Raw genomic sequence first — 18991 nt, 5'->3', positions numbered from 1 at the left:
GGCGGAGCGCCGTAGCGGGGGAGCGCCGTAGCGGGGGAGGGCCGTAGCGGGGGAGGGCAGGGCCAGGCGTGGGGACGCCCACCCCGGGGGCGGGGCCGCGGCCGGGCGGCCGTACGGTGGGGGTGTGTACCGGTTCCTGCTGACGCCCCGCTGGTGGGGCATCAACCTCTTCGTCGCCCTGGCGATCCCCGTATGCCTCTTCATGGGCTCCTGGCAGCTCACCCGCTTCGAGGACCGCGTACAGGACCACAAGGACGCCGAACGGCAGGCGACCACGGACACGGGCGCGGCCCGCCCGCTGACGTCCCTGCTGCCGGTGGACCGGAAGACCTCGGGCGAGACGGCGACGGCGACCGGCCGCTGGGGCAGGCAACTGCTCGTTCCGGACCGGGAGTTGGACGACAAGAGCGGGTTCTACGTCCTGACGATGCTGCGGACCGACGGCGGCAGGTCACTGCCGGTGGTGCGGGGCTGGCTGCCCGGGACGGCGGACGCGAAGAAGGCTCCGGCACCACCGAAGGGCGAGGTCACGGTCACCGGCGCGCTCCAGGCCTCGGAGAGCCGGAGCTCGAACGGCGTGACCACGGCGGGCGGCCTCCCGTCCGGCCAGGTGGGCATGATCAGCGCGGCGTCGCTGGTGAACATGGTCCCGGACGACCTGTACGACGCGTGGGTCACGCTCGACCGGGGCACGGGGCCGCTGACGCCGGTGCCCGCGACGGCCCCGGAGGACTCGGGCCTGAGCATGAAGGCCTTCCAGAACCTCGGCTACACCGGCGAGTGGTTCGTCTTCGCGGGCTTCCTGGTGTTCATGTGGTTCCGGCTGTTCCGCCGCGACCGGGAACTCGCACGGGACGCCGAGCTGGGACTCGTACCGGACGCCACGGAGGCGTAACCCGGACACCCTCGCGTGCCGAGGAGCCCCATGGGGCGCCCGGCACGTGTCACCACACACACCGCGCGCGTCACTGCGCCGCGAGCACCCCGGTCTTGTACACGGTCCCCGCACACGCGTTGGGCACCGTCGCACCCGCGGAGGGCGAGCCCGGCTCGGCCGTCAGGGACACGGCGACCTTGCCGTCCTCCGTGCCCTCGTCCCGGGCCAGCTGCGTCGTCGTGCCGTCCGGAGCACCGCTCTCGGAACCACTGCTGCCGCCGCCGCTGTCGCTGGGCGTGGGGTTGGGCGAGGGGTCGCCGCCGTCGGACGGACAGGTCCCCGAGGGGACGAAGGCGAACCGCACCTCGTACGAGGCGCCGGGCTTCAGGACGAGCGCGCTGGACTCCTGCGCCGGGTCGGGCAGACCGGTCGCGGCGTCGCCCGCCGTGTGGTCGACGACGTTCACGTTCGCGGGGTCGGCCGCGCCCAGGGCCGCGGCGTTGACGCTGCCGGCCGAGTTGACGGTGCAGCTGTTGCCGGAGTTGTTGGAGATCCGGAAGGTGCCGTAGACCGTGCCGTTGGCCTCGGCGGGGGCGACGGAGCCCGTGGCGCCGAGCTGGGCGGCGTCGCAGCTGGGCGAGGACACGGCGTCCGTGTCGTCGTCCGTCGGGTCGGGGCCGCCGGTGGCGCCGCCCTGCTTGCCGTCCTTGTCCTTGCCGTCCTTGCCCTTCCCCTCCTTGCCCTTCTCTTCCTTCTTGTCCTTCTTGTCTTCCTTGTCCTTGACTTTGTCGCCCTTGCCGCGCTCGTCGCGGTCCTTGCTGCCGCCGGTGTCCTCCTGGCTGGGCTGGTTGCTGCCCGCGCCGATGATGGAGGGCCGCGCGTCCGAGTCGCCGCCGGACCCGGCGACGTGCACGAGGGCCGGGATGGCCGTGCCGACGAGGAGCGCCGCCGCCGCCATGCCGACGAGGGCCTGGCGCTTGCGGGCCCGGCGCGCGGGCACCGCGTGCCGCAGCCGCTCCAGGGCGGCGTCGCCCGGCTGGATCTCCTGGACGACCTGCTGGAGCATGCGCCGCAGCGCCAGCTCCTCGCCGTGCAGACCGTCGGCGTCGTCGGCGTCGTCGTGGTCGTCGGGGCCGCCGCCGAACGGGCCGCCGCCGAAGGGGCCACCGCCCGAGCCACCGGAGCCCGAGCCACCGCCCGGCCCCGTCCCGCGCGGACCGCCGCCCGAGCCCCCGGCCGCGCCGCCACCCTCGGCACCGCCGTCCTTGGCACCGCCGTCCTTGGCACCGCCGTCCTTGGCACCGCCGTCCTTGGCACCACTGCCCTGCGCACTGCCGCCCTGCGCACTGCCGCCCTGGGCGCTGCCGCCCGGGCCGCCGCCGCGGGCGGGGCCGTCGCTCGACGCGCCCTCCTGCGGGCCGTCGCCGGATTCGCTCACGATCAGGCCGAGTACGCCGAGTCCGCGGTCGGGGCGGCCCTTGCCGCTCGGCCCGTGCTTCACAGTTCCGTTCCCAGCGTCTTGCCCGCGGGCGCGCCCGGCGTCCCGCTCTTCGTACATGTCCCGCTTGTCCAGTGCGCTCGGCTTCTCCAGCGAGCCCCGCGCACTCGGCGTGCTCGGCTTCTCCAGCGAGCCCCGCGTGCCGGGCTTCCCCGGCGCACCCCGCGTACTCGGCTTGGTCAGCGAGCTCCGCCTGACCCGCACGCCCGGCTTGTCCGAAGCGGCCAGCTTCTCCTTGCCCTGGTGTCCCCTGTCCGTCATGCCGGGGCCTCCATGGCGACGCGCAGGGCGGCGATGCCCCGCGAGCCGTACGCCTTGACCGAGCCGAGGGATATCCCGAGGGTCTCGGCGACCTGGGCCTCGGTCATGTCCGCGAAGTACCGCAGGACGAGGACCTCGCGCTGACGGCGCTGCAGGCCGCGCATGGCCTTGATGAGCTCGTCGCGCTCCAGGAGGTCGTACGCCCCCTCCTCGGCGCTCGCCATGTCCGGCATCGGCTTGGTGAGCAGCTTCAGGCCGAGGATGCGGCGGCGCAGCGCGGACCGGGAGAGGTTGACGACGGTCTGGCGGAGGTACGCCAGGGTCTTCTCGGGGTCGCGCACGCGCTTGCGCGCCGAGTGCACGCGGATGAACGCCTCCTGCACGACGTCCTCGCAGGAGGCGGTGTCGTCCAGGAGCAGCGCCGCGAGGCCGAGCAGCGACCTGTAGTGGGCGCGGTAGGTCTCGGTGAGATGGTCGACGGTGGTGCCCGCGGTCACGCTCAACTCATCGCCCTCGCGCTGAGTCGGGATGCGGGCGGGCCGCGCTGCGGGCATGGGGGCGATCACCGGCATGCCGCCGGGTACGCGCGGGCGCCGGGGCGGTCGCAAGGCCACCGCGCCGCTCGCTGCTGTGAAGTCCAGTACCTCTGCCACGCCTGTTTGACACGCTTCCCCCCATCAGGGTTGTACGCGTCGGGTGTGGCGTTCCGCATCGCCTGCCCGGTGCGGGCCGCAGGCGCCGTGGTCGCGGCGTGCGCCGCGGTTGCGGGAACCGCTCGCGACGATGCATCAAAAGCCCCCATGCGTACCAGCTCTTCCCCTATGCCCCATATTCTTTTTCGCAGCGCTTCAGGCCGCCCACTGGAGGGCGACGGCGAAGACGCGCGCCACGCCGTCGCGGTTGCACGACGCGGAAGCCGAATCTTCGAACGCGGAGACGCCCCAGTTCAAGCGGTCTGGACCATCGGATTGAACACAGAACTTACACAGTTCCTACAGGGCGTTCCGCTCCGGGAGGCCTCTACGACGGCGGAAGCAGCGCCTCCGCGGCTCCGGGCCGCCGACTCCGCCGCTCCGGGCTCCCGCCCTCAGCCGCCGCCGGTGAACTCACCCGCGATCAGCTCCGCGATCTGCGTCGTGTTCAGGGCCGCGCCCTTGCGCAAGTTGTCCCCGCACGCGAAGAATTCGAGCGCCGTCGGGTCGTCGAGGGCGCGGCGCAGCCGTCCGACCCACGTCGGGTCGGTGCCCGTGGCGTCGGCGGGGGTGGGGAACTCACCGGCGGCGGGGTCGTCGAAGAGCACGACGCCCGGCGCGGTCGCCAGGATCTCGCGGGCGTGCGCCACGGTCACCTCGTCCTCGAAGCGCGCGTGCACCGTCACCGAGTGGGTGGTGACGACGGGCACGCGGACGCAGGTGACGGCGACCTTCAGGTCGGGCAGGCCGAGGATCTTGCGGGACTCGTCGCGGACCTTCATCTCCTCCGAGGACCAGCCGTCCTCACGGAGCGCGCCGACCCACGGCACGACGTTCAGCGCGACGGGCTCCGGGAAGGGCCCGGTGTCGTCGCCCACGGCCCTGCGGACGTCCCCGGGGCCGGTGCCGAGCTCCGAGCCCGCGACGAGCTTCAGCTGCCGCCGCAGGGTGTCGATGCCGTCCTTCCCGGCCCCGCTCACCGCCTGGTACGAGGAGACGATCAGCTCGCGCAGGCCGAACTCGGCGTGCAGGGCGCCGAGGGCGACCATCATCGACAGGGTGGTGCAGTTGGGGTTGGCCACGATGCCGCGCGGCCGGAGCCGGGCGGCGTGCGGATTGACCTCGGGGACGACCAGGGGGACGTCCGGGTCCATCCGGAAGGCGGCGGAGTTGTCGACGACCACGACACCGCGGGACGCGGCGATGGGCGCCCACTGCTCGGCCACGTCGACGGGGACGTCGAACATGGCGACGTCCACGCCGTCGAAGACGTCCTCGCTGAGCGCGAGGACCTCGACCTCCGCACCGCGCACGGCCAGCTTGCGGCCGGCCGAGCGCGGTGAGGCGACGAGTCGGATCTCGCCCCAGATGTCGGCGTGCTGCGACAGGATCTGGAGCATCACCGTGCCGACGGCTCCGGTCGCTCCGACGACCGCGAGCGTCGGCTTGCGGTTCATCGCCCGGTGCCTCCATAGACCACGGCCTCGTCGGAGTCCGAGTCGAGGCCGAAGGCGGTGTGCACGGCGCGCACGGCCTCGTTCACGTCGTCGGCGCGGGTGACCACGGAGATGCGGATCTCGGACGTCGAGATCAGCTCGATGTTCACGCCCGCGTCGCTGAGCGCCTCGAAGAAGGTCGCCGTGACGCCGGGGTTGGTCTTCATGCCGGCGCCGACGAGGGAGATCTTGGCGATCTGGTCGTCGTAGCGCAGGGAGTCGAAGCCGACCTGGGCCCGGGTCTTCTCCAGCGCGTCGATGGCCTTGCGGCCCTCGGTCTTCGGCAGCGTGAAGGAGATGTCGGTCAGGCCCGTCGAGGCGGCCGACACGTTCTGTACGACCATGTCGATGTTGACCTCGGCGTCGGCGATCGCCCGGAAGATCGACGCGGCCTCGCCCGGCTTGTCCGGGACGCCCACGACCGTGATCTTGGCCTCGGACGTGTCGTGCGCGACACCGGAGATGATGGCCTGCTCCACCTTGCGGTCCCCTTGCGGTTCGTTGCTGACCCAGGTGCCCTGCAGTCCGCTGAAGGACGAGCGCACGTGGATCGGGATGTTGTAACGGCGGGCGTACTCCACGCAGCGGTGGAGCAGCACCTTGGACCCGGAGCTGGCGAGCTCCAGCATGTCCTCAAAGCTGATCCACTCGATCTTCCGCGCCTTCTTCACGACGCGCGGGTCGGCGGTGAACACACCGTCGACGTCCGTGTAGATCTCGCAGACCTCCGCGTCGAGCGCGGCGGCGAGGGCGACAGCGGTGGTGTCGGAGCCGCCGCGGCCCAGCGTGGTGATGTTCTTGCCCTCCTGGCTGACGCCCTGGAACCCGGCGACGATGGCGATGTTGCCCTCGTCGATCGAGGTCCGGATGCGGCCGGGCGTGACATCGATGATGCGCGCTTTGTTGTGAACCGAGTCGGTGATGACACCGGCCTGGCTGCCGGTGAACGACTGGGCGGCGTGGCCCAGGTTTTTGATCGCCATGGCAAGGAGGGCCATGGAGATCCGCTCTCCTGCGGTCAGCAGCATGTCGAATTCGCGCCCGGCAGGAATCGGCGATACCTGTCCGGCGAGATCGATCAACTCATCCGTCGTGTCACCCATCGCCGACACCACGACAACGACCTGGTGGCCGTTCTTCTTGGCGTCGACGATCCTCTTGGCGACCCGCTTGATGCCCTCGGCATCGGCTACGGAGGAGCCTCCGTACTTCTGCACGACAAGGCCCACGTGCGCTCCTCGCTCAGTCCGTCTCGTTCCGCATCACTGCGGTCGGCTCAGTCTAACGAGCGGCCGAAATTCGCCCCGCGAGTATCAGATCGTGAGATGTCCCGCTCACTCCTTGATCAACACGGTGGCTCCATGCCCTCCGGCCGCTCCGGGGAGTCCTCTGCCCGCTGCGGACCGGGACACTCCGGAAAGTGGGCCGCGTCACATGCGGGACGGCCCTCAGTCAGTCCGCGCACGCCTTGAGCTTTTCCGTGTCGAGCGTGATGCGGAGATGAAGGCCTTCCAGGCGGGTGCGGCGACGTGCAGGTACTGGCCGTGGGCCTGCTTGGAGTCGCGTATGTGGACGGCGTCGGGCCCGCCGAGGGCCACTTCGACGCAGGCGCCGCCTTCGCCGTCGCTATGGCTCGACTTGAACCACTTCAGCTCATCACTCACAGCTTCCCGCCATCCGCTCGATGAAGTGCGCCGAGTCACCAGGGTCGAGGGCCATCGTGCGGATCATGCTAAGGCGTTCGGTCTGATCGCTCACCACCCTTGGTTCAGCCGTCAGTTGGCTGACTGATGGAGCTTCCGTATACGCGAGCCGTTCATGGTCCTGGGTCTCCAGCAGCACCAACTGCCCGTGGAGCGCCGCTGTCATCGCCCGGCCATAGGGCAGCACCTGGATCGACACGTTGTGCCGCACGCCCACATCCAAGAGGTGCTGCAATTGCTCCCAGTCCACGTAGGGCCCACGCAGCGCCGCCTCGTACACGACGTAGCTGCACGCGACTAGCGGCTTGCGGGTGTGGATTCCCTGGCGCTCCAGCCTTGCCTCGACTCGCTCCTCGATCACGTCCTCGTCGAGGGGCGGGATGTGGCTGCCGATGAGCTTGCGGGCGTACGCCTTGGTCTGCAACGGGCCGGGGATCAGCAGCGGCTCGTACCACCACACGTTGATCGCCTCGCGCTCGTGGACCATGAAGTCCTGCGCCCTCGGCGGAAACGGCTCCCGCCTCACGTAATCCTTAGCCGCGCTCAGCAACCCTTCCGCATGGCACAACTCGTCCGCCACGTCCAGGACCCGGGCCGTCGGCATCCGTACGCCCTGTTCCATCGCCTTGATGGTGTCCGGCGAATAGTTGGACGCGGCGCCCAGCTCCTCGCGGGTGACGTTCGCCTTCGTGCGCCAGCGTTTCAGCTGGTTGCCGCCGTACCTCCACGTACCGGGAGACGAGGAGTTGTACTGGACCGACACAGCGGCCACCTCCCACAGCTACACGTGCGCGTGTCACCCCGCAGTCACTACCGAGCGTAGCCCGCCGGGCAGCACCGTGTGACCATGAACAACGCGATTCACTGGCCCGACTGGGTCCCGGTGGCGGGCCACCAACTCCGGGTGTCCGGAGTGCACTTCGACGCGCTGCGCGTCCCCGGCGTACGCGGGGAGCTGGTGGCGGCGCGCCTGATCGAGGAGGCGGACGGGGACGCGGGCCCCGTGATCTGCGAGGCCGTCGGCTTCCGGTGGATGTACTTCCTGGTGGCTCCCGGCGCCGCGAGGGCACACTCCTGGCCGCTCGGCGTCCAGCGGTTCGGCGGGGCGGGCTGCCGCACGGTGACGTACATCGGCGTACCGGCCCTGGACGGCAATACCTGGCCGCTGCGCTGGTACAGCGAGCCGACGCCGACGGCCCCGTTCGTGGACCCGGCGGGGCTGCGGGCGGCGCTGGGAGGCGGGTCCGCCTAGGCCCCGGGGCCAGGCCCCCTCGGCAGCTCCACGGTGACGCGGAGCCCGCCCTCGGGGCGCGGGGCGAGGGTCAGGGTGCCGTCGTGGGCGTGGGTGATGGTCTTGACGATGGCGAGGCCGAGGCCGAGGCCCGCGTGGTCGGCGGTGTGCAGGCGTTCGGCACCGCGCTGGAAGGGTTCGGTGAGGGTCGCGGCCAGCTCGGCGGAGACCTCCTCGCCGGTGTTCTCGACGGTGAGCGCCACCGTCCTGGGGCGCAGGGCGGTGGTGACCCACACCGTGCCGCGCGCGGGCAGGTTGTGGACGATCGCGTTGTGCACGAGGTTCGTGGTCAGCTGCAGCAGGAGCGCCTGCGAGCCGGTCGTGGGGGTGATGTCGCCGGAGGTCTCCAGGGTGATGCCGCGCTTCTCCGCGAGGGGGAGGAGGGTTTCGGTGGCCTCCTCCGCCATCAGGGACAGGTCGATGTGCTCCCGGGTGAAGGAGCGCTGGTCGGCGCGGCTGAGCAGGAGCAGCGCCTCGGTGAGGTCGATGGCCCGGGTGTTGACGGTGCGGAGGCGGTCGATGATCTCGCCCCGGTCGTGGTCGGGGTCGGTGCGGGCCACGTCGAGCAGGGTCTTGGAGACGGCGAGCGGGGTGCGCAGCTCGTGCGAGGCGTTGGCGGCGAACCTCCGCTGTTCGCCGACGTGCGCTTCGAGGCGTTCCATCATCGTGTCGAAGGCGTCGGCGAGTTCGCGGAACTCGTCCTTGCGGCCGGGCAGCCGGATCCGGTGGGAGAGCGATCCGTCGGTGGCCGTGCGGGTGGCGTCCGTGATGCGGGTCAGCGGGGCGAGCATGCGCCCGGCGAGGAACCATCCGCCCAGGAGGCCGAAGACCAGCAGGAACACCATGACCCCGGCGGCCGTCGGCGCGAAACCGCGGACCATGTCCGTGCCCGGAGTCTGCTTCCACGCCCCCTCCTCGTTGGTCCGCAACCATCCCTGCCTCAGCAGGAAGAACCCCGCGGCGCCGATCAGCAGCACCCCCGCGAGCATGAGGAACCCGGCGTAGCTGAGGGTGAGCTTGAGGCGGACGCTCAGGCCGGGCCGCCTATCCACGGCCGCCGCCCCCATGCCCGGCGCCGGGCTGCGCGTCGATGCGGTAGCCGACACCCGGCACCGTGGCGATGACCCAGGGTTCGCCGAGCCGCTTGCGCAGCGCCGAGACGGTGATGCGTACGGCGTTGGTGAACGGGTCGGCGTTCTCGTCCCACGCCCGCTCAAGCAGCTCCTCGGCGCTGACGACACCGCCTCCGGCGGCGACGAGGACTTCGAGGACCGCGAACTGCTTGCGGGTGAGCGCGACATAGCGGTCGTCGCGGTAGACCTCGCGGCGGAACGGGTCGAGGCGCAGGCCCGCGATCTCCTGCACCGGCGGCCGGCTGTGGGCGCGCCTGCGGTCGAGTGCCCTGAGCCTGAGCGCGAGTTCCCTCAGCTCGAAGGGTTTCGTGAGGTAGTCGTCGGCGCCGAGTTCGAACCCGGACGCCTTGTCGTCGAGCCGGTCGGCCGCGGTGAGCATGAGGACGGGCATGCCGCTGCCGGAGGCGACGATGCGCCTGGCGATCTCGTCGCCGGACGGGCCGGGCACGTCACGGTCGAGTACGGCGATGTCGTACGCGTTGACGCTCAGGAGCTCCAGGGCGGTGTCGCCGTCGCCCGCGATGTCGGCCGCGATCGCCTCCAGGCGCAGGCCGTCGCGGATGGCCTCCGCCAGATAGGGCTCGTCCTCGACGATCAGCACACGCATGACACAGACGCTACAAGCGGGCGCATATCGTCGGCATATCGAAAACCGCATACCCGCCGGCAACACCCCGGTTCCTTCACTGGCGGTATGACGCGAACCTCGCCCTCAGCACGCACAGCACCCCGCCGGATCCCCTGGCTCCTCGTCGTCGGCCTGTTAGTGGTCGTGACCCTGGCCACCGCGGCCCTCGTCGACCAGACGCGACAGCCCGCGTCCTCGTCCTCGTCCGGGTCCGCCCTGTCGCCCCCGGACCACGCCCCCAACGGTGAGCGCCGTGGTCCGATCGGCATGGCCGACGGTGTCGTCCCCGACCACGTGACGGTCTACGACGACGGGATCCCGGCCGTGGCCAAGCTCGACGCGGACCTGCGCGAGGCCCTCCGCGAGGCGGCGGGCGACGCCGCGGACGCCGACGTCGACTTCTACGTCAACAGCGGCTGGCGCTCCCCCGGTTACCAGAACCAGCTCCTGCGCGAGGCCGTCGCCAAGTACGGCTCGAAGGACGAGGCCGCCCGCTGGGTGGCCACCCCGGAGACGTCCCCGCACGTGGCGGGCGACGCGGTCGACATCGGGGACTCCGACGCCCAGAAGTGGCTGTCCGAGCACGGCGCCGCGTACGGGCTCTGCCAGATCTACCGCAACGAACCGTGGCACTACGAACTGCGCACCGAGGCCGCCGACGAGGGCTGTCCGCGCATGTACGCCGACCCCACCGAGGACCCGAGGACACGCAAGTGACCAGCACCATCACGAACACAGCCCCAGCCCCAGCCCCAGACACCGGCACCGGCACCGGCACGAACACAGGCCCCGGCCCAGCCACCCCGCCCTGGCGCGCGGCCCTCCACCGGGCGAAGCTCGCCTGTTCCCGGCCGGACCCCTGGAAGCGCGGCCCGCTCCTCACCGCACTCGCCCTCCTCCTCGGCCTCTTCCTGCTCCTGCACGGGTGGATCCCGAACCGGATCGGGAACGTCGGCAGCCTGGTGGAGACCTTCCTGCCGTGGTTCGGCCTGTTCGTCCCCGTGCTGCTCGCCGGGGCGCTCTGGCGCCGCTCCGCCGCCGCGCTGTGCGCGCTGCTCCTGCCGGTCACGGTGTGGCTGAACCTCTTCGGCGGGCTCCTCGACGACAAGTCCCGCGCGGGCGGCGACCTCACCGTGGTCAGCCACAACGTCGGCGCCGACAACCCCGACCCGGCAGGCACCGCCCGCGACCTGGCCGCCTCCGGCGCGGACGTACTGGCCCTGGAGGAGATCAGCACGCAGGCCAAGCCCCGGTACGAGAAGGCCCTGGCGACGGCGTACCCGCACCACGTGGTCATCGGCACGGTCGGCCTGTGGAGCAAGCTGCCGCTCTCGGACACCCGGCCGGTCGACACCGAGCAGGACGTGGGGCCGCTGGGCGACGCCAAGCCGGCCGACGTCACGCTGACGGACACCCGGGCGCTGCGCGCCACGGTGGCCACGAAGCAGGGCCCGCTCGCGGTGTACGTGGCCCACCTGGGGTCCGTGCGGGTGGTCCCCGGGGACGGCTTCGCGACCGAGCACCGGAACCGCGGCGCGCGGGCGCTCACCAAGGCCGTCGCGGCCGAGCGGAACGAGCGGGTGGTGCTGCTCGGCGACCTCAACGGCGCCCTGGACGACCGCGCGTTCGCCGGGCTCACCGCGCGGATGGACTCGGTCCAGGAGAAGGCCGGGGACGGCTTCGGCTTCACCTGGCCCGCGCGGTTCCCGGTCGCCCGGATCGACCAGATCCTGGCCCGTGGCGTACAACCGCGGGGCGCCTGGGTGCTGCCCGCCACCGGCAGCGACCACCTGCCGGTGGCGGCGGGCATCGACTACCGATGAGTTTTCCCGTGGCGCTCGGTCTCAGTAGTCGTAATCATGACGGGCACCGGACACCGAGTCCGGCACCCTCCGAGAAGTCCGGCACCCTCCGGACCGAGATACCGAGGAACTCCGATGCGCACTCTGATCAGCACCGCTTTCATCTCGCTCGACGGTGTCGTCGAGGCCCCGGGCGGCGAGCCCGGCTACCGGAACTCCGGCTGGACGTTCAAGGACGTCGAGTTCGTGCCCGAGGCGTACGAGATCAAGGAACGGGAACAGCGGGAGTCCGCCGCGCTGCTGCTCGGCCGGACCAGCTACGAGGCGTTCAGCCCCGTGTGGCCCGGCATGGCGGAGTTCGCGGACTACAAGGTGATGCCGAAGTACGTCGTCTCCACCACCCTCGCCGAGAGCGACCTGGTGACGGACTGGGGCGACACCACGATCCTGCGCTCCCTCGACGACGTAGCCGCCCTGAAGGAGACCGAGGGCGGCCCGATCATCGTCCACGGCAGCGCCACCCTGAACCGGGCCCTGTCGGACGCGGGCCTCATCGACCGCTACCACCTGCTCGTCTTCCCGCTCCTGCTCGGCGCGGGCAAGCGGCTCTTCAGCAGCACCGACAAGGACACCCAGAAGCTGAAGCTCGTCGAGCACGAGGCCTACGCCAACGGGCTGCAGAAGAACGTCTTCGACGTCGTCCGCTAGGTCGCGGGGCTCATACCGCGAGGCTCAGGTCGCGGGGCGCAGCCCCAGCGGGCCCGCGATCTCCTCGGCCATGACCTTGCCCGCCTCCTCGGCGAGGGCGTCCTCCATCAGGTCCTCGTCGGTGTCCAGGCCGTTGAGGTCCTCAAGCGGCTGGTTGAGCCGGACGTGGGCGACCAGGGACTGCAGGGCGCGCAGACAGGCGGACGCGGTGGAGCCCCAGTTGGAGAAGTAGGAGAACTGCCACCACCACAGGGCCTCCGTGGTGCGGCCCTCGCGGTAGTGCGCGAGGCCGTGGCGGAGGTCGGTGAGGACGTCGGCGAGGTCGTCGGAGATCCGGCAGGCCACGGGGGCCTTGCGGGGCTCGTAGGGGTCGAAGACCTCGGAGTAGACGTCGATGGGGTCGAGCAGCCGGGCCAGGCTCTCGCGGAGGTCGTCGACGTCCGCCTCCGGGCCGAGGTCCGGTTCGTACCGCTCGTCGGGGACGATGTCCTCGTGCGCGCCGAGGCGGCCGCCCGCGAGCAGCAGCTGGGAGACCTCGAGGAGCAGGAAGGGGACGGCCGAGTCCGGCTCGTCGCCCTTGGCGATCTCCGTGACCGCGACGATGAAGCTCTCGATCTGGTCCGAGATCTGGACGGCGAAGTCGTCCGGGTCCTGGGTGATCGCGTGCAGCGTGGCGTCAGACATCTAGGAGTCGTCTCCCCTCGAAGGCGCGGCCCAGGGTGACCTCGTCCGCGTATTCCAGATCTCCCCCGACCGGCAGTCCGCTGGCCAGTCGGGTCACTTTCAGGCCCATGGGCTTGATCATGCGCGCGAGGTACGTCGCCGTGGCCTCGCCCTCCAGGTTCGGGTCGGTGGCCAGGATCAGCTCGGTGACCGTGCCGTCGGCGAGGCGCGCGAGGAGTTCCCTTATCCGCAGGTCGTCCGGGCCCACGCCCTCGATCGGGCTGATCGCGCCGCCGAGGACGTGGTACCGGCCACGGAACTCACGGGTCCGCTCGATCGCCACGACGTCCTTCGGCTCCTCCACGACACAGATCACGGAGGGGTCGCGGCGCGGGTCGCGGCAGATGTTGCACAGCTCTTCCTGCGCGACGTTCCCGCAGGTCGCGCAGAAGCGGACCTTGTCCTTGACCTCGAGGAGGGCGTGCGCGAGCCGGCGGACGTCCGTGGGCTCGGCCTGGAGGATGTGGAAGGCGATCCGCTGCGCGCTCTTGGGACCGACGCCGGGCAGCCTGCCCAGTTCGTCGATGAGGTCCTGGACCACGCCTTCGTACACGGATTGCCTTCCTGTCTCCGGCCGCCGCCTCGGCTTGCCGGATCTTCAGTCTTCGGGGCTCAGGGAGCTTTTGTACGTACCGTAGTTGGCCGTCGGCCGACATAGAAGGGAAGCGCGGGCCACAACGGCGGCCCGGGCGCGGCCCCGCCACGCGGCGGGCGACGTCCTAGAACGGCAGGCCGGGGATGCCGCCGCCGCCCAGACCCTGGGCGAGGGGGCCCAGCTTCTGCTGCTGCAGCGCCTGGGCGTTCTCGTTCGCCGCCTGCACCGCCGCGACCACCAGGTCCGCGAGGGTCTCCGTGTCGTCCGGGTCCACCGCCTTCGGGTCGATCACGAGGCCGCGCAGCTCACCCGAGCCGTTGACCGTCGCCTTGACGAGGCCGCCGCCCGCCTGGCCCTCGACCTCGGTCCGCGCGAGCTCCTCCTGCGCCGCGGCGAGGTCCTGCTGCATCTTCTGGGCCTGCTGGAGCAGCTGCTGCATGTTGGGCTGGCCACCACCGGGGATCACGATCAGCTCCTGGTTCCTCTGGTCCGTATGGCGGGATTTTCCCGTCTGGCACGAGCCTACGTGGTCACTGCCGCACGCGCCCCAGCACTCCGGCCGCCACTCTTTCGGGTGAGATCCGCCCAGCTCCTATACCTGATCAAGCGACCCTTCCAGGCGGAAAAGCCGCGAAAACTGCCGCATAGCCACCCATTGGGCGGTAGGACTGGTTGCCGCGCAGCGGCACCAGCCAATTACGTTGCGCCACCAAGCGGAAGCCGAGGGAGTGCCGGGTGAGCCACCAGCCGGAGATGCAGCCTGAGGGGGTGCCCCATGACGGGGACGGGACCGGCGCGGGGACGCCCGGGGCGGCGCCCGGCGACCTGGTGGGGCGATCGTTTCCGCAGGGCGACTGGGGAGAGCCCGCCGAGCGCCTCGACGAGCTGTACCGGTGGGTGGAGCGCGGGGCGCTCGACACCGCCGCGTGGTATCTGCGCGACCGTACGCGCAAGCGGCTCGGGGCGCGGCTGCTGCGGGGCGGCGCCGCGCTCGGGGCCGCGGGGGCGGGGGTGCTGCCGCTGCTCGATCTCGCCGGGGGCGTGGGCGGGGTCGCCACCTGGGGATTCGTTTCGCTGCTCGCCGGGGTGGCGTGTGTGGGGTGCGACCGGTTCTTCGGGCTCACCTCCGGGTGGATAAGAGATGTCGCCACCGCGCAGGCCGTGCAGCGGCGGTTGCAGGTGCTGCAGTTCGACTGGGCCTCGGAGAGCGTGCGGGAGGTGCTCGGGCCCACGGAGGGGACCGCCAGTGAGGCGGCCGAGCGGTGTCTTGGGGTGTTGCGGCGCTTCACGGAGGACGTGACGGAGCTGGTGCGGGCCGAGACGGCCGACTGGATGGTGGAGTTTCGGGCCGGGCCCGCGCCGCTTGTGATGCAGGCCGCGGTTCCTGGCGGGGGCGCCGGGGCGGCTCGGGAGGGCTCGGGTGGGCCCGGGCGGTTTCCGTTGCCGCCCGGGGCCCGGCCGAACATGCCTCGGCAGCGGCCGCCGGAACCCAGGTAGGGGCTGGGTGGGGGCCCTGCCGGGGGCTCCCCAAGCCCGCCCCTTCCCGAAACTGGGGCTCCGCCCCAGACCCCGCTCCTCAAACGCCGGAGGGGCTGAAAATTACCGTCGCAGGCCCGGTTCAGCTGTAGATGATCATCGAGCCCTGCGCCAGGCTCCTCGTCGTCGCCGCGTGCAGGCCCAGCCAGACGTGGCGTTCGCGGGCGAAGGGGCTCGGGTCGTGCGGGGGCGGGGTGGCGGGTTCTTCGAGGGTGGTGGGGGCCTGGGGCGGGGCCGGGGGGAGCGGGGGGTTGGCCGGGTCTATGCCGATGGCGGGGGCCACGAACTCCAGCTCGCGCAGGAGGGCCTGGGAGGAGCCCAGGGGGCCGCCGCCGGAGAGGAGTTCGTCGTTGGACAGCGGGGCGGGGAAGTCCACGGGGACGTACGCGCCCGCGTGGTCGTAGTGCCAGACCAGGTGGGACTGCTGGGCGGTGGAGTCGAACATCTCCAGGAGCTGTTCGTAGTCGCCGCCGAGTTCGTCGACGGGGGTGACCTCCAGGCCGCAGATCTTCAGGAGGTAGGCGCGGCGCAGGAAGTGCAGCGCGTCGTAGTCGAAGCCCGCGACCGGGGCCACGTCGCCGGAGAGCCCCGGCATGTACGCGTACACGGGCACCGCCGGAAGGCCCGCGTCGCCCAACGCCTTGTCGTACGCGGCGAGTTCCTCGGCGAAGGGGTTGTCGGGGCTGTGGCACAGCACGTCGACGAGGGGGACCAGCCACAAGTCGCAGGCCAAGAAATGCTCCTAGGGTCGGTGAACGGGTTCCTCTGTACACAGCTACCGTGCGTGTTGTTCCGGCAGCGTAGTGGCACCGGGGCCTGCTCAGCCTCCCCCGTGCACGTCCCAGATCCACACCCCGTCTACCCACTTTGCGCGCTGCCCAAGAAGGTCGTCGACCGTCGTGCGCAGCGCCGCGGCGCCGGGCTGCGGCGCGAGGACGAGGAGGCCCGCCTTCCAGTACCGCAGGTCGACGCGGGCGGCCTCCCGCCAGGCGTCGGTGATCCGCACGGCCTGACCCGAATTGCGCACGTCCCGCAGGAGGTTGGAGGTGTTGCGGGGCGAGGCGCCGTAGATGCCGACGCGGTCGGGGCCCCAGGGTCCGTTGAAGTAGCCGCCGGGCAGCCGGAATCCCAGGTCGGCGGTGGTCTGCCAGTGCAGGGCCTCGGCGTAGGCGGGGTCGGGCAGCGGCACCGGTACGAGGGTCTCGCCGGACGCCGTGTCGACGTACCGCTTCCAGGTGCCGTCGGCGATGAACGCGGGGACCTCGGTGCGGTCGACGGCCCTCAGGGGCAGCGGGAGGAGGGGGAGGAGGGCGAGGGCGACGGCGGCGAGTCCGGCGTACCGGAGCGGCCGTCCCCACATCGGGCGGCCCTCGGCGCCACGCGCCACGAGCCGCCCCACCGCGAGCGCCACCAGCATCCCCAGCGCGGGCGCGCACACCATCGCCACCCGTGACTCGATGACCGACTCGAACAGCGGCTTGTCGGAGAGCAGCGCCCACGGCCCCGAGAGGACGACGTCGGTCAGCGGGATGCGGAACTTCGGGCCGAGGGACAGGAACGCCGCCGCGACCGCCGTGAAGGCGAGCGCCTTCACCACCGCCTCACGCCACAGCCACACCACGATCAGCAGGGCGAGGGCGACGAGCGGCCAGCCGTAGAAGGCGTTCTGCTCGGTGGGGTTCATGGACAGCGAGGCCGCGGTGTCGGCGTCGCCCGCGAGGGAGCGCTCGGCGAAGGACAGCAGGGCCAGCGGGCTGTTGCCCGCGTTGTCGCCGTGCAGGACGCTCTTGTAGCTCTGCGGCCCGAAGAACTGCCACCAGAGAGGGAAGGCCACCAGGGGCAGGCAGACGGCGAGCCCGATGCCGATGCCGCGCGCCAGCGGACGCCAGGCCGCGCGCGCCACATCGCGGCGCACCACCGCGTACGCCACCGTGAACAGCAGCATGCCCATCGCGGCGAGCAGCAGCGGCTCCTCGCCGAGGAAGATCTGGTACGTCGCGAAGAGCCCGAGGACGACCCCGTCCCGCACGACCCGCGTGCCCTCGCAGAGCCGCAGCGCGCGGTCGACGATCAACGGGATCATGAAAAGGACGATGAAGTTCGGGTGCGCGTGCGCGTGGCTGATCATCGGGGGCGCGAAGGCGGCGAGGGCCGCGCCGAGGACGGCGGCGCCCCGGTGGCGCACGAGACGGCGGACGATCAGCCAGTACCAGGCGAAGGCCGTCGCGGCGAGGCCGAGGGTCATCGCCAGATTGAGGCTGACGGCCGGGCCGAAGAGCCAGGTGACGGGCGCGAGCGGGACGGAGAGCCCGAGCATGACCGTGTTGGCCATGAGGTTCACGCCGTCGGGATACCCCTGGAGATCGGTGAACAGGGGGTTCTGCAGATGCCGCAGGTTGTGGGCCGTGACCTCGAAGAACCACTCCCACTGGTTCTGGTCCTGGAGGGAGTGCGGGAGGTAGCGGTGGTCCGGCGATATCCAGCGGGACGAGTACAGGACCGTCGTGAAGGCGACGAAGAGGGCGGCGACCAGGAGGTCGGCGCGGCGCACGGAGCGGATCCTGAGGGCGGAGACCTCGGCGAGCACCCGGACGTAGTCACCGGGCCTGACCTTCGATCCCTCCTGGTGCGACCAGCGCACCGGAACCTCGGCGACCGGCCAGCCCTCCCTCCTGAAGTGGTGCAGGATCTCCACGTCGATGCCCCAGCCGCTGAGGCGGGACGCGGCGAAGGCCGCGCGGGCACGGTCGCCGTCGAAGAGCTTGAACCCGCACTGGGTGTCGCGGATCCCGGGGACGGCGACCGCGCGTATCAGGAAGTTGCCTCCCCGGCCGAGCAGCTCGCGCAGCCGGTGCTGGTGGACGTCGATCGTCGCGCCCGGCCGCGCGCGCGAGCCGACCGCCGCCGCGTGCCCGTCGGCGAGCGCCTTCTCCAGGGCCTCAAGCTCCTCGATGGGCGCGGCCAGGTCGGCGTCCGTGACGAGGACACGACGGCCATACGAGGCGAGGACGCCCTGGCGCAGGGCGTGGCCCTTGCCGCGGTTGCGGCCGCCGCGAAGCAACTGAATTCTCGGGTCCGCGGCGGCGGCCTCGGCGGCGATCTCCGCCGTGCGGTCCGTGGAGCCGTCGTCGACGACGATCAGCTCCCACTGCGGGCGGCCCGTGTCGGCGGCCGGTCCGTCCAGGTAGGCGCGGATCGCGTCCAGGGTGGGGGCGAGGCGGCGTTCCTCGTTGTAGGCGGGGATGACGATGGTGAGGTCGACGCTCATGCGGGGGCCTGCGGGGAGTGCGGGCCCGGGCCCTCGCCCGGACGGGCCTCCTGGCCGCCGCTCGCGGCCAGACCCTCCACCAGCTCCAGCGAGTGGACGTTGTACTCCGCCACGATCGCGTGCGCGAGGACGGCGTCGCGGCAGGTCAGGGCCTCCACCAGGTCCAGGTGGCGGGACCAGAGGCGGCCGCGCAGGTCGCCGCCGCGCTCCGCCTCGCGGCGCAGGTGCGGGACCGCGCACACCCAGGACTGGACGCGCAGGCGGTGCAGGAAGTCCGAGAGGTAGGCGTTGCCGAACAGGGCGCTCAGTTCGCGCCAGAAGCGCAGGTCGTAGCCGATCAGGACGGTGAGGTCGCCGGCCGCCGCGGCGCGGGCCGCCTCCTCGCCGCGGCGCTTCACGGACACGAAGCTCGCCGCCGGTACGGCCTGGTGGGCCGCCGTCGTCGCGACCTCGCGGAAGATGGCGTCCGCGATGAGGCCTCTGGCCTGGAGCATGCCCCGGTAGTCGGCCAGGGTGTGCTCGTGCACGCGGAAGCCGCGGTGCTGCACGGAGTCCAGGAGGCCCTGCGCCGAGAGGTTCACCAGGGCCTCGCGGACCGGGGTCGCGGAGACGCCGTACTGGTCGGCTATCTCCTTCACCGTGAACTCCTGGCCCGGCACGAGGCGGCCCGCGAGGATCTCGTCGCGCAGGGCGTCGGCGATCTGCTGGCGCAGGGTGCTGCGGATGACGGCCGGGCCGTCGGGTCCGGGCATGGTGGTGGGCCTCCCCCTACGCATTTCT

20 protein-coding genes are annotated in these 18991 nt (G+C 71.6%); 6 read left to right on the top strand and 14 right to left on the bottom strand.

Annotation, left to right across the window (positions count from 1 at the left end; all coding sequences use genetic code 11):
- The first annotated feature begins 124 nt into the window (after positions 1-124).
- Positions 125-895, top strand: a complete 771-nt coding sequence (locus tag AB6L24_RS26190) for an SURF1 family protein (protein ID WP_405659071.1) — start codon at positions 125-127, stop codon at positions 893-895.
- 70 nt (positions 896-965) lie between these two features.
- On the opposite strand, the gene AB6L24_RS26185 is transcribed toward AB6L24_RS26190, so the two are convergent.
- The 6 genes from AB6L24_RS26185 to AB6L24_RS26160 all read right to left on the bottom strand — a co-directional run bounded on the left by AB6L24_RS26185 (position 966) and on the right by AB6L24_RS26160 (position 7290).
- Entirely contained in the window at positions 966-2636 is a 1671-nt protein-coding gene (locus AB6L24_RS26185) for a hypothetical protein (protein WP_405659069.1), read from the bottom strand.
- Positions 2633-3289, bottom strand: coding sequence for a SigE family RNA polymerase sigma factor (locus tag AB6L24_RS26180; RefSeq protein ID WP_380842537.1), 657 nt, complete (start codon positions 3287-3289; stop codon positions 2633-2635). Before AB6L24_RS26180 ends, AB6L24_RS26185 begins: the two co-directional genes overlap by 4 nt.
- A 434-nt stretch (positions 3290-3723) precedes the next feature.
- Entirely contained in the window at positions 3724-4785 is a 1062-nt protein-coding gene (locus tag AB6L24_RS26175; protein WP_405659067.1) for an aspartate-semialdehyde dehydrogenase, read from the bottom strand.
- On the bottom strand, positions 4782-6053 hold the full coding sequence (locus AB6L24_RS26170; protein ID WP_289947889.1) for an aspartate kinase: 1272 nt from the start codon (positions 6051-6053) through the stop codon (positions 4782-4784). The genes AB6L24_RS26175 and AB6L24_RS26170 overlap by 4 nt, the downstream gene beginning before the upstream one ends.
- Positions 6054-6272: 219 nt before the next feature.
- On the bottom strand, positions 6273-6488 hold the full coding sequence (locus AB6L24_RS26165) for a DUF397 domain-containing protein (protein ID WP_405659065.1): 216 nt from the start codon (positions 6486-6488) through the stop codon (positions 6273-6275).
- Positions 6481-7290, bottom strand: a complete 810-nt coding sequence (locus AB6L24_RS26160) for a helix-turn-helix domain-containing protein (protein ID WP_405659063.1) — start codon at positions 7288-7290, stop codon at positions 6481-6483. Before AB6L24_RS26160 ends, AB6L24_RS26165 begins: the two co-directional genes overlap by 8 nt.
- 78 nt (positions 7291-7368) lie before the next feature.
- Here AB6L24_RS26160 and AB6L24_RS26155 point away from each other — a divergent pair, with 78 nt between their 5' ends.
- Complete coding sequence (locus AB6L24_RS26155; protein ID WP_405659061.1) at positions 7369-7779, top strand: hypothetical protein; 411 nt, start codon at positions 7369-7371, stop codon at positions 7777-7779.
- Here AB6L24_RS26155 and AB6L24_RS26150 read toward each other — a convergent pair.
- Both AB6L24_RS26150 and AB6L24_RS26145 read right to left on the bottom strand, forming a co-directional pair.
- Positions 7776-8870 carry a sensor histidine kinase gene (locus AB6L24_RS26150; protein ID WP_405659059.1) on the bottom strand — a complete coding sequence of 365 codons (1095 nt, stop codon included), beginning with the start codon at positions 8868-8870 and terminating at the stop codon, positions 7776-7778. The genes AB6L24_RS26155 and AB6L24_RS26150 overlap by 4 nt on opposite strands.
- Entirely contained in the window at positions 8863-9558 is a 696-nt protein-coding gene (locus AB6L24_RS26145) for a response regulator transcription factor (protein WP_405659056.1), read from the bottom strand. The genes AB6L24_RS26150 and AB6L24_RS26145 overlap by 8 nt, the downstream gene beginning before the upstream one ends.
- 87 nt (positions 9559-9645) lie before the next feature.
- Between AB6L24_RS26145 and AB6L24_RS26140 the strand changes: the two genes are divergently transcribed.
- The 3 genes from AB6L24_RS26140 (at position 9646) to AB6L24_RS26130 (ending at position 12089) form a co-directional block, all read left to right on the top strand.
- The gene (locus tag AB6L24_RS26140) at positions 9646-10296 is read left to right on the top strand and encodes a M15 family metallopeptidase (protein ID WP_405659053.1); all 651 of its coding nucleotides are present in this window, start codon (positions 9646-9648) and stop codon (positions 10294-10296) included.
- A complete protein-coding gene (locus tag AB6L24_RS26135; RefSeq protein WP_405659050.1) occupies positions 10293-11402 on the top strand; it encodes an endonuclease/exonuclease/phosphatase family protein in 1110 nt (369 codons plus the stop codon). Before AB6L24_RS26140 ends, AB6L24_RS26135 begins: the two co-directional genes overlap by 4 nt.
- A 114-nt stretch (positions 11403-11516) precedes the next feature.
- Complete coding sequence (locus tag AB6L24_RS26130) at positions 11517-12089, top strand: dihydrofolate reductase family protein (protein ID WP_405659047.1); 573 nt, start codon at positions 11517-11519, stop codon at positions 12087-12089.
- A gap of 24 nt (positions 12090-12113) precedes the next feature.
- Here AB6L24_RS26130 and AB6L24_RS26125 read toward each other — a convergent pair whose 3' ends face one another.
- The 3 genes from AB6L24_RS26125 to AB6L24_RS26115 all read right to left on the bottom strand — a co-directional run bounded on the left by AB6L24_RS26125 (position 12114) and on the right by AB6L24_RS26115 (position 13873).
- Positions 12114-12773 (bottom strand): DUF5063 domain-containing protein, encoded by a 660-nt coding sequence (locus AB6L24_RS26125; RefSeq protein ID WP_380842553.1) that lies wholly within the window; start codon positions 12771-12773, stop codon positions 12114-12116.
- Entirely contained in the window at positions 12766-13365 is a 600-nt protein-coding gene (gene recR / locus AB6L24_RS26120; protein WP_016638709.1) for a recombination mediator RecR, read from the bottom strand. Before recR ends, AB6L24_RS26125 begins: the two co-directional genes overlap by 8 nt.
- 166 nt (positions 13366-13531) lie before the next feature.
- Positions 13532-13873 carry a YbaB/EbfC family nucleoid-associated protein gene (locus AB6L24_RS26115; RefSeq protein WP_405659044.1) on the bottom strand — a complete coding sequence of 114 codons (342 nt, stop codon included), beginning with the start codon at positions 13871-13873 and terminating at the stop codon, positions 13532-13534.
- Positions 13874-14160: 287 nt separating this feature from the next.
- On the opposite strand from AB6L24_RS26115, the gene AB6L24_RS26110 reads away from it, so the two are divergent.
- Positions 14161-14904 carry an SLATT domain-containing protein gene (locus tag AB6L24_RS26110; RefSeq protein ID WP_405663336.1) on the top strand — a complete coding sequence of 248 codons (744 nt, stop codon included), beginning with the start codon at positions 14161-14163 and terminating at the stop codon, positions 14902-14904.
- 121 nt (positions 14905-15025) lie between these two features.
- On the opposite strand, the gene AB6L24_RS26105 is transcribed toward AB6L24_RS26110, so the two are convergent.
- From AB6L24_RS26105 to AB6L24_RS26095, 3 genes are all read right to left on the bottom strand, one after another.
- Complete coding sequence (locus tag AB6L24_RS26105) at positions 15026-15676, bottom strand: hypothetical protein (protein WP_380842556.1); 651 nt, start codon at positions 15674-15676, stop codon at positions 15026-15028.
- Positions 15677-15763: 87 nt separating this feature from the next.
- Complete coding sequence (locus tag AB6L24_RS26100; protein ID WP_405659041.1) at positions 15764-18211, bottom strand: dolichyl-phosphate beta-glucosyltransferase; 2448 nt, start codon at positions 18209-18211, stop codon at positions 15764-15766.
- Positions 18208-18963 (bottom strand): GntR family transcriptional regulator, encoded by a 756-nt coding sequence (locus AB6L24_RS26095; RefSeq protein WP_405659038.1) that lies wholly within the window; start codon positions 18961-18963, stop codon positions 18208-18210. The genes AB6L24_RS26100 and AB6L24_RS26095 overlap by 4 nt, the downstream gene beginning before the upstream one ends.
- Between the last annotated feature and the right edge of the window lie 28 nt (positions 18964-18991).

It is taken from the genome of Streptomyces sp. RK9 (assembly GCF_045070545.1).
Classification (GTDB): Bacteria; Actinomycetota; Actinomycetes; order Streptomycetales; family Streptomycetaceae; genus Streptomyces; species Streptomyces alboflavus.
The sequence above is the reverse complement of the archived record's forward strand: the minus strand, read 5'-3'. Positions and strand labels throughout refer to the sequence as shown.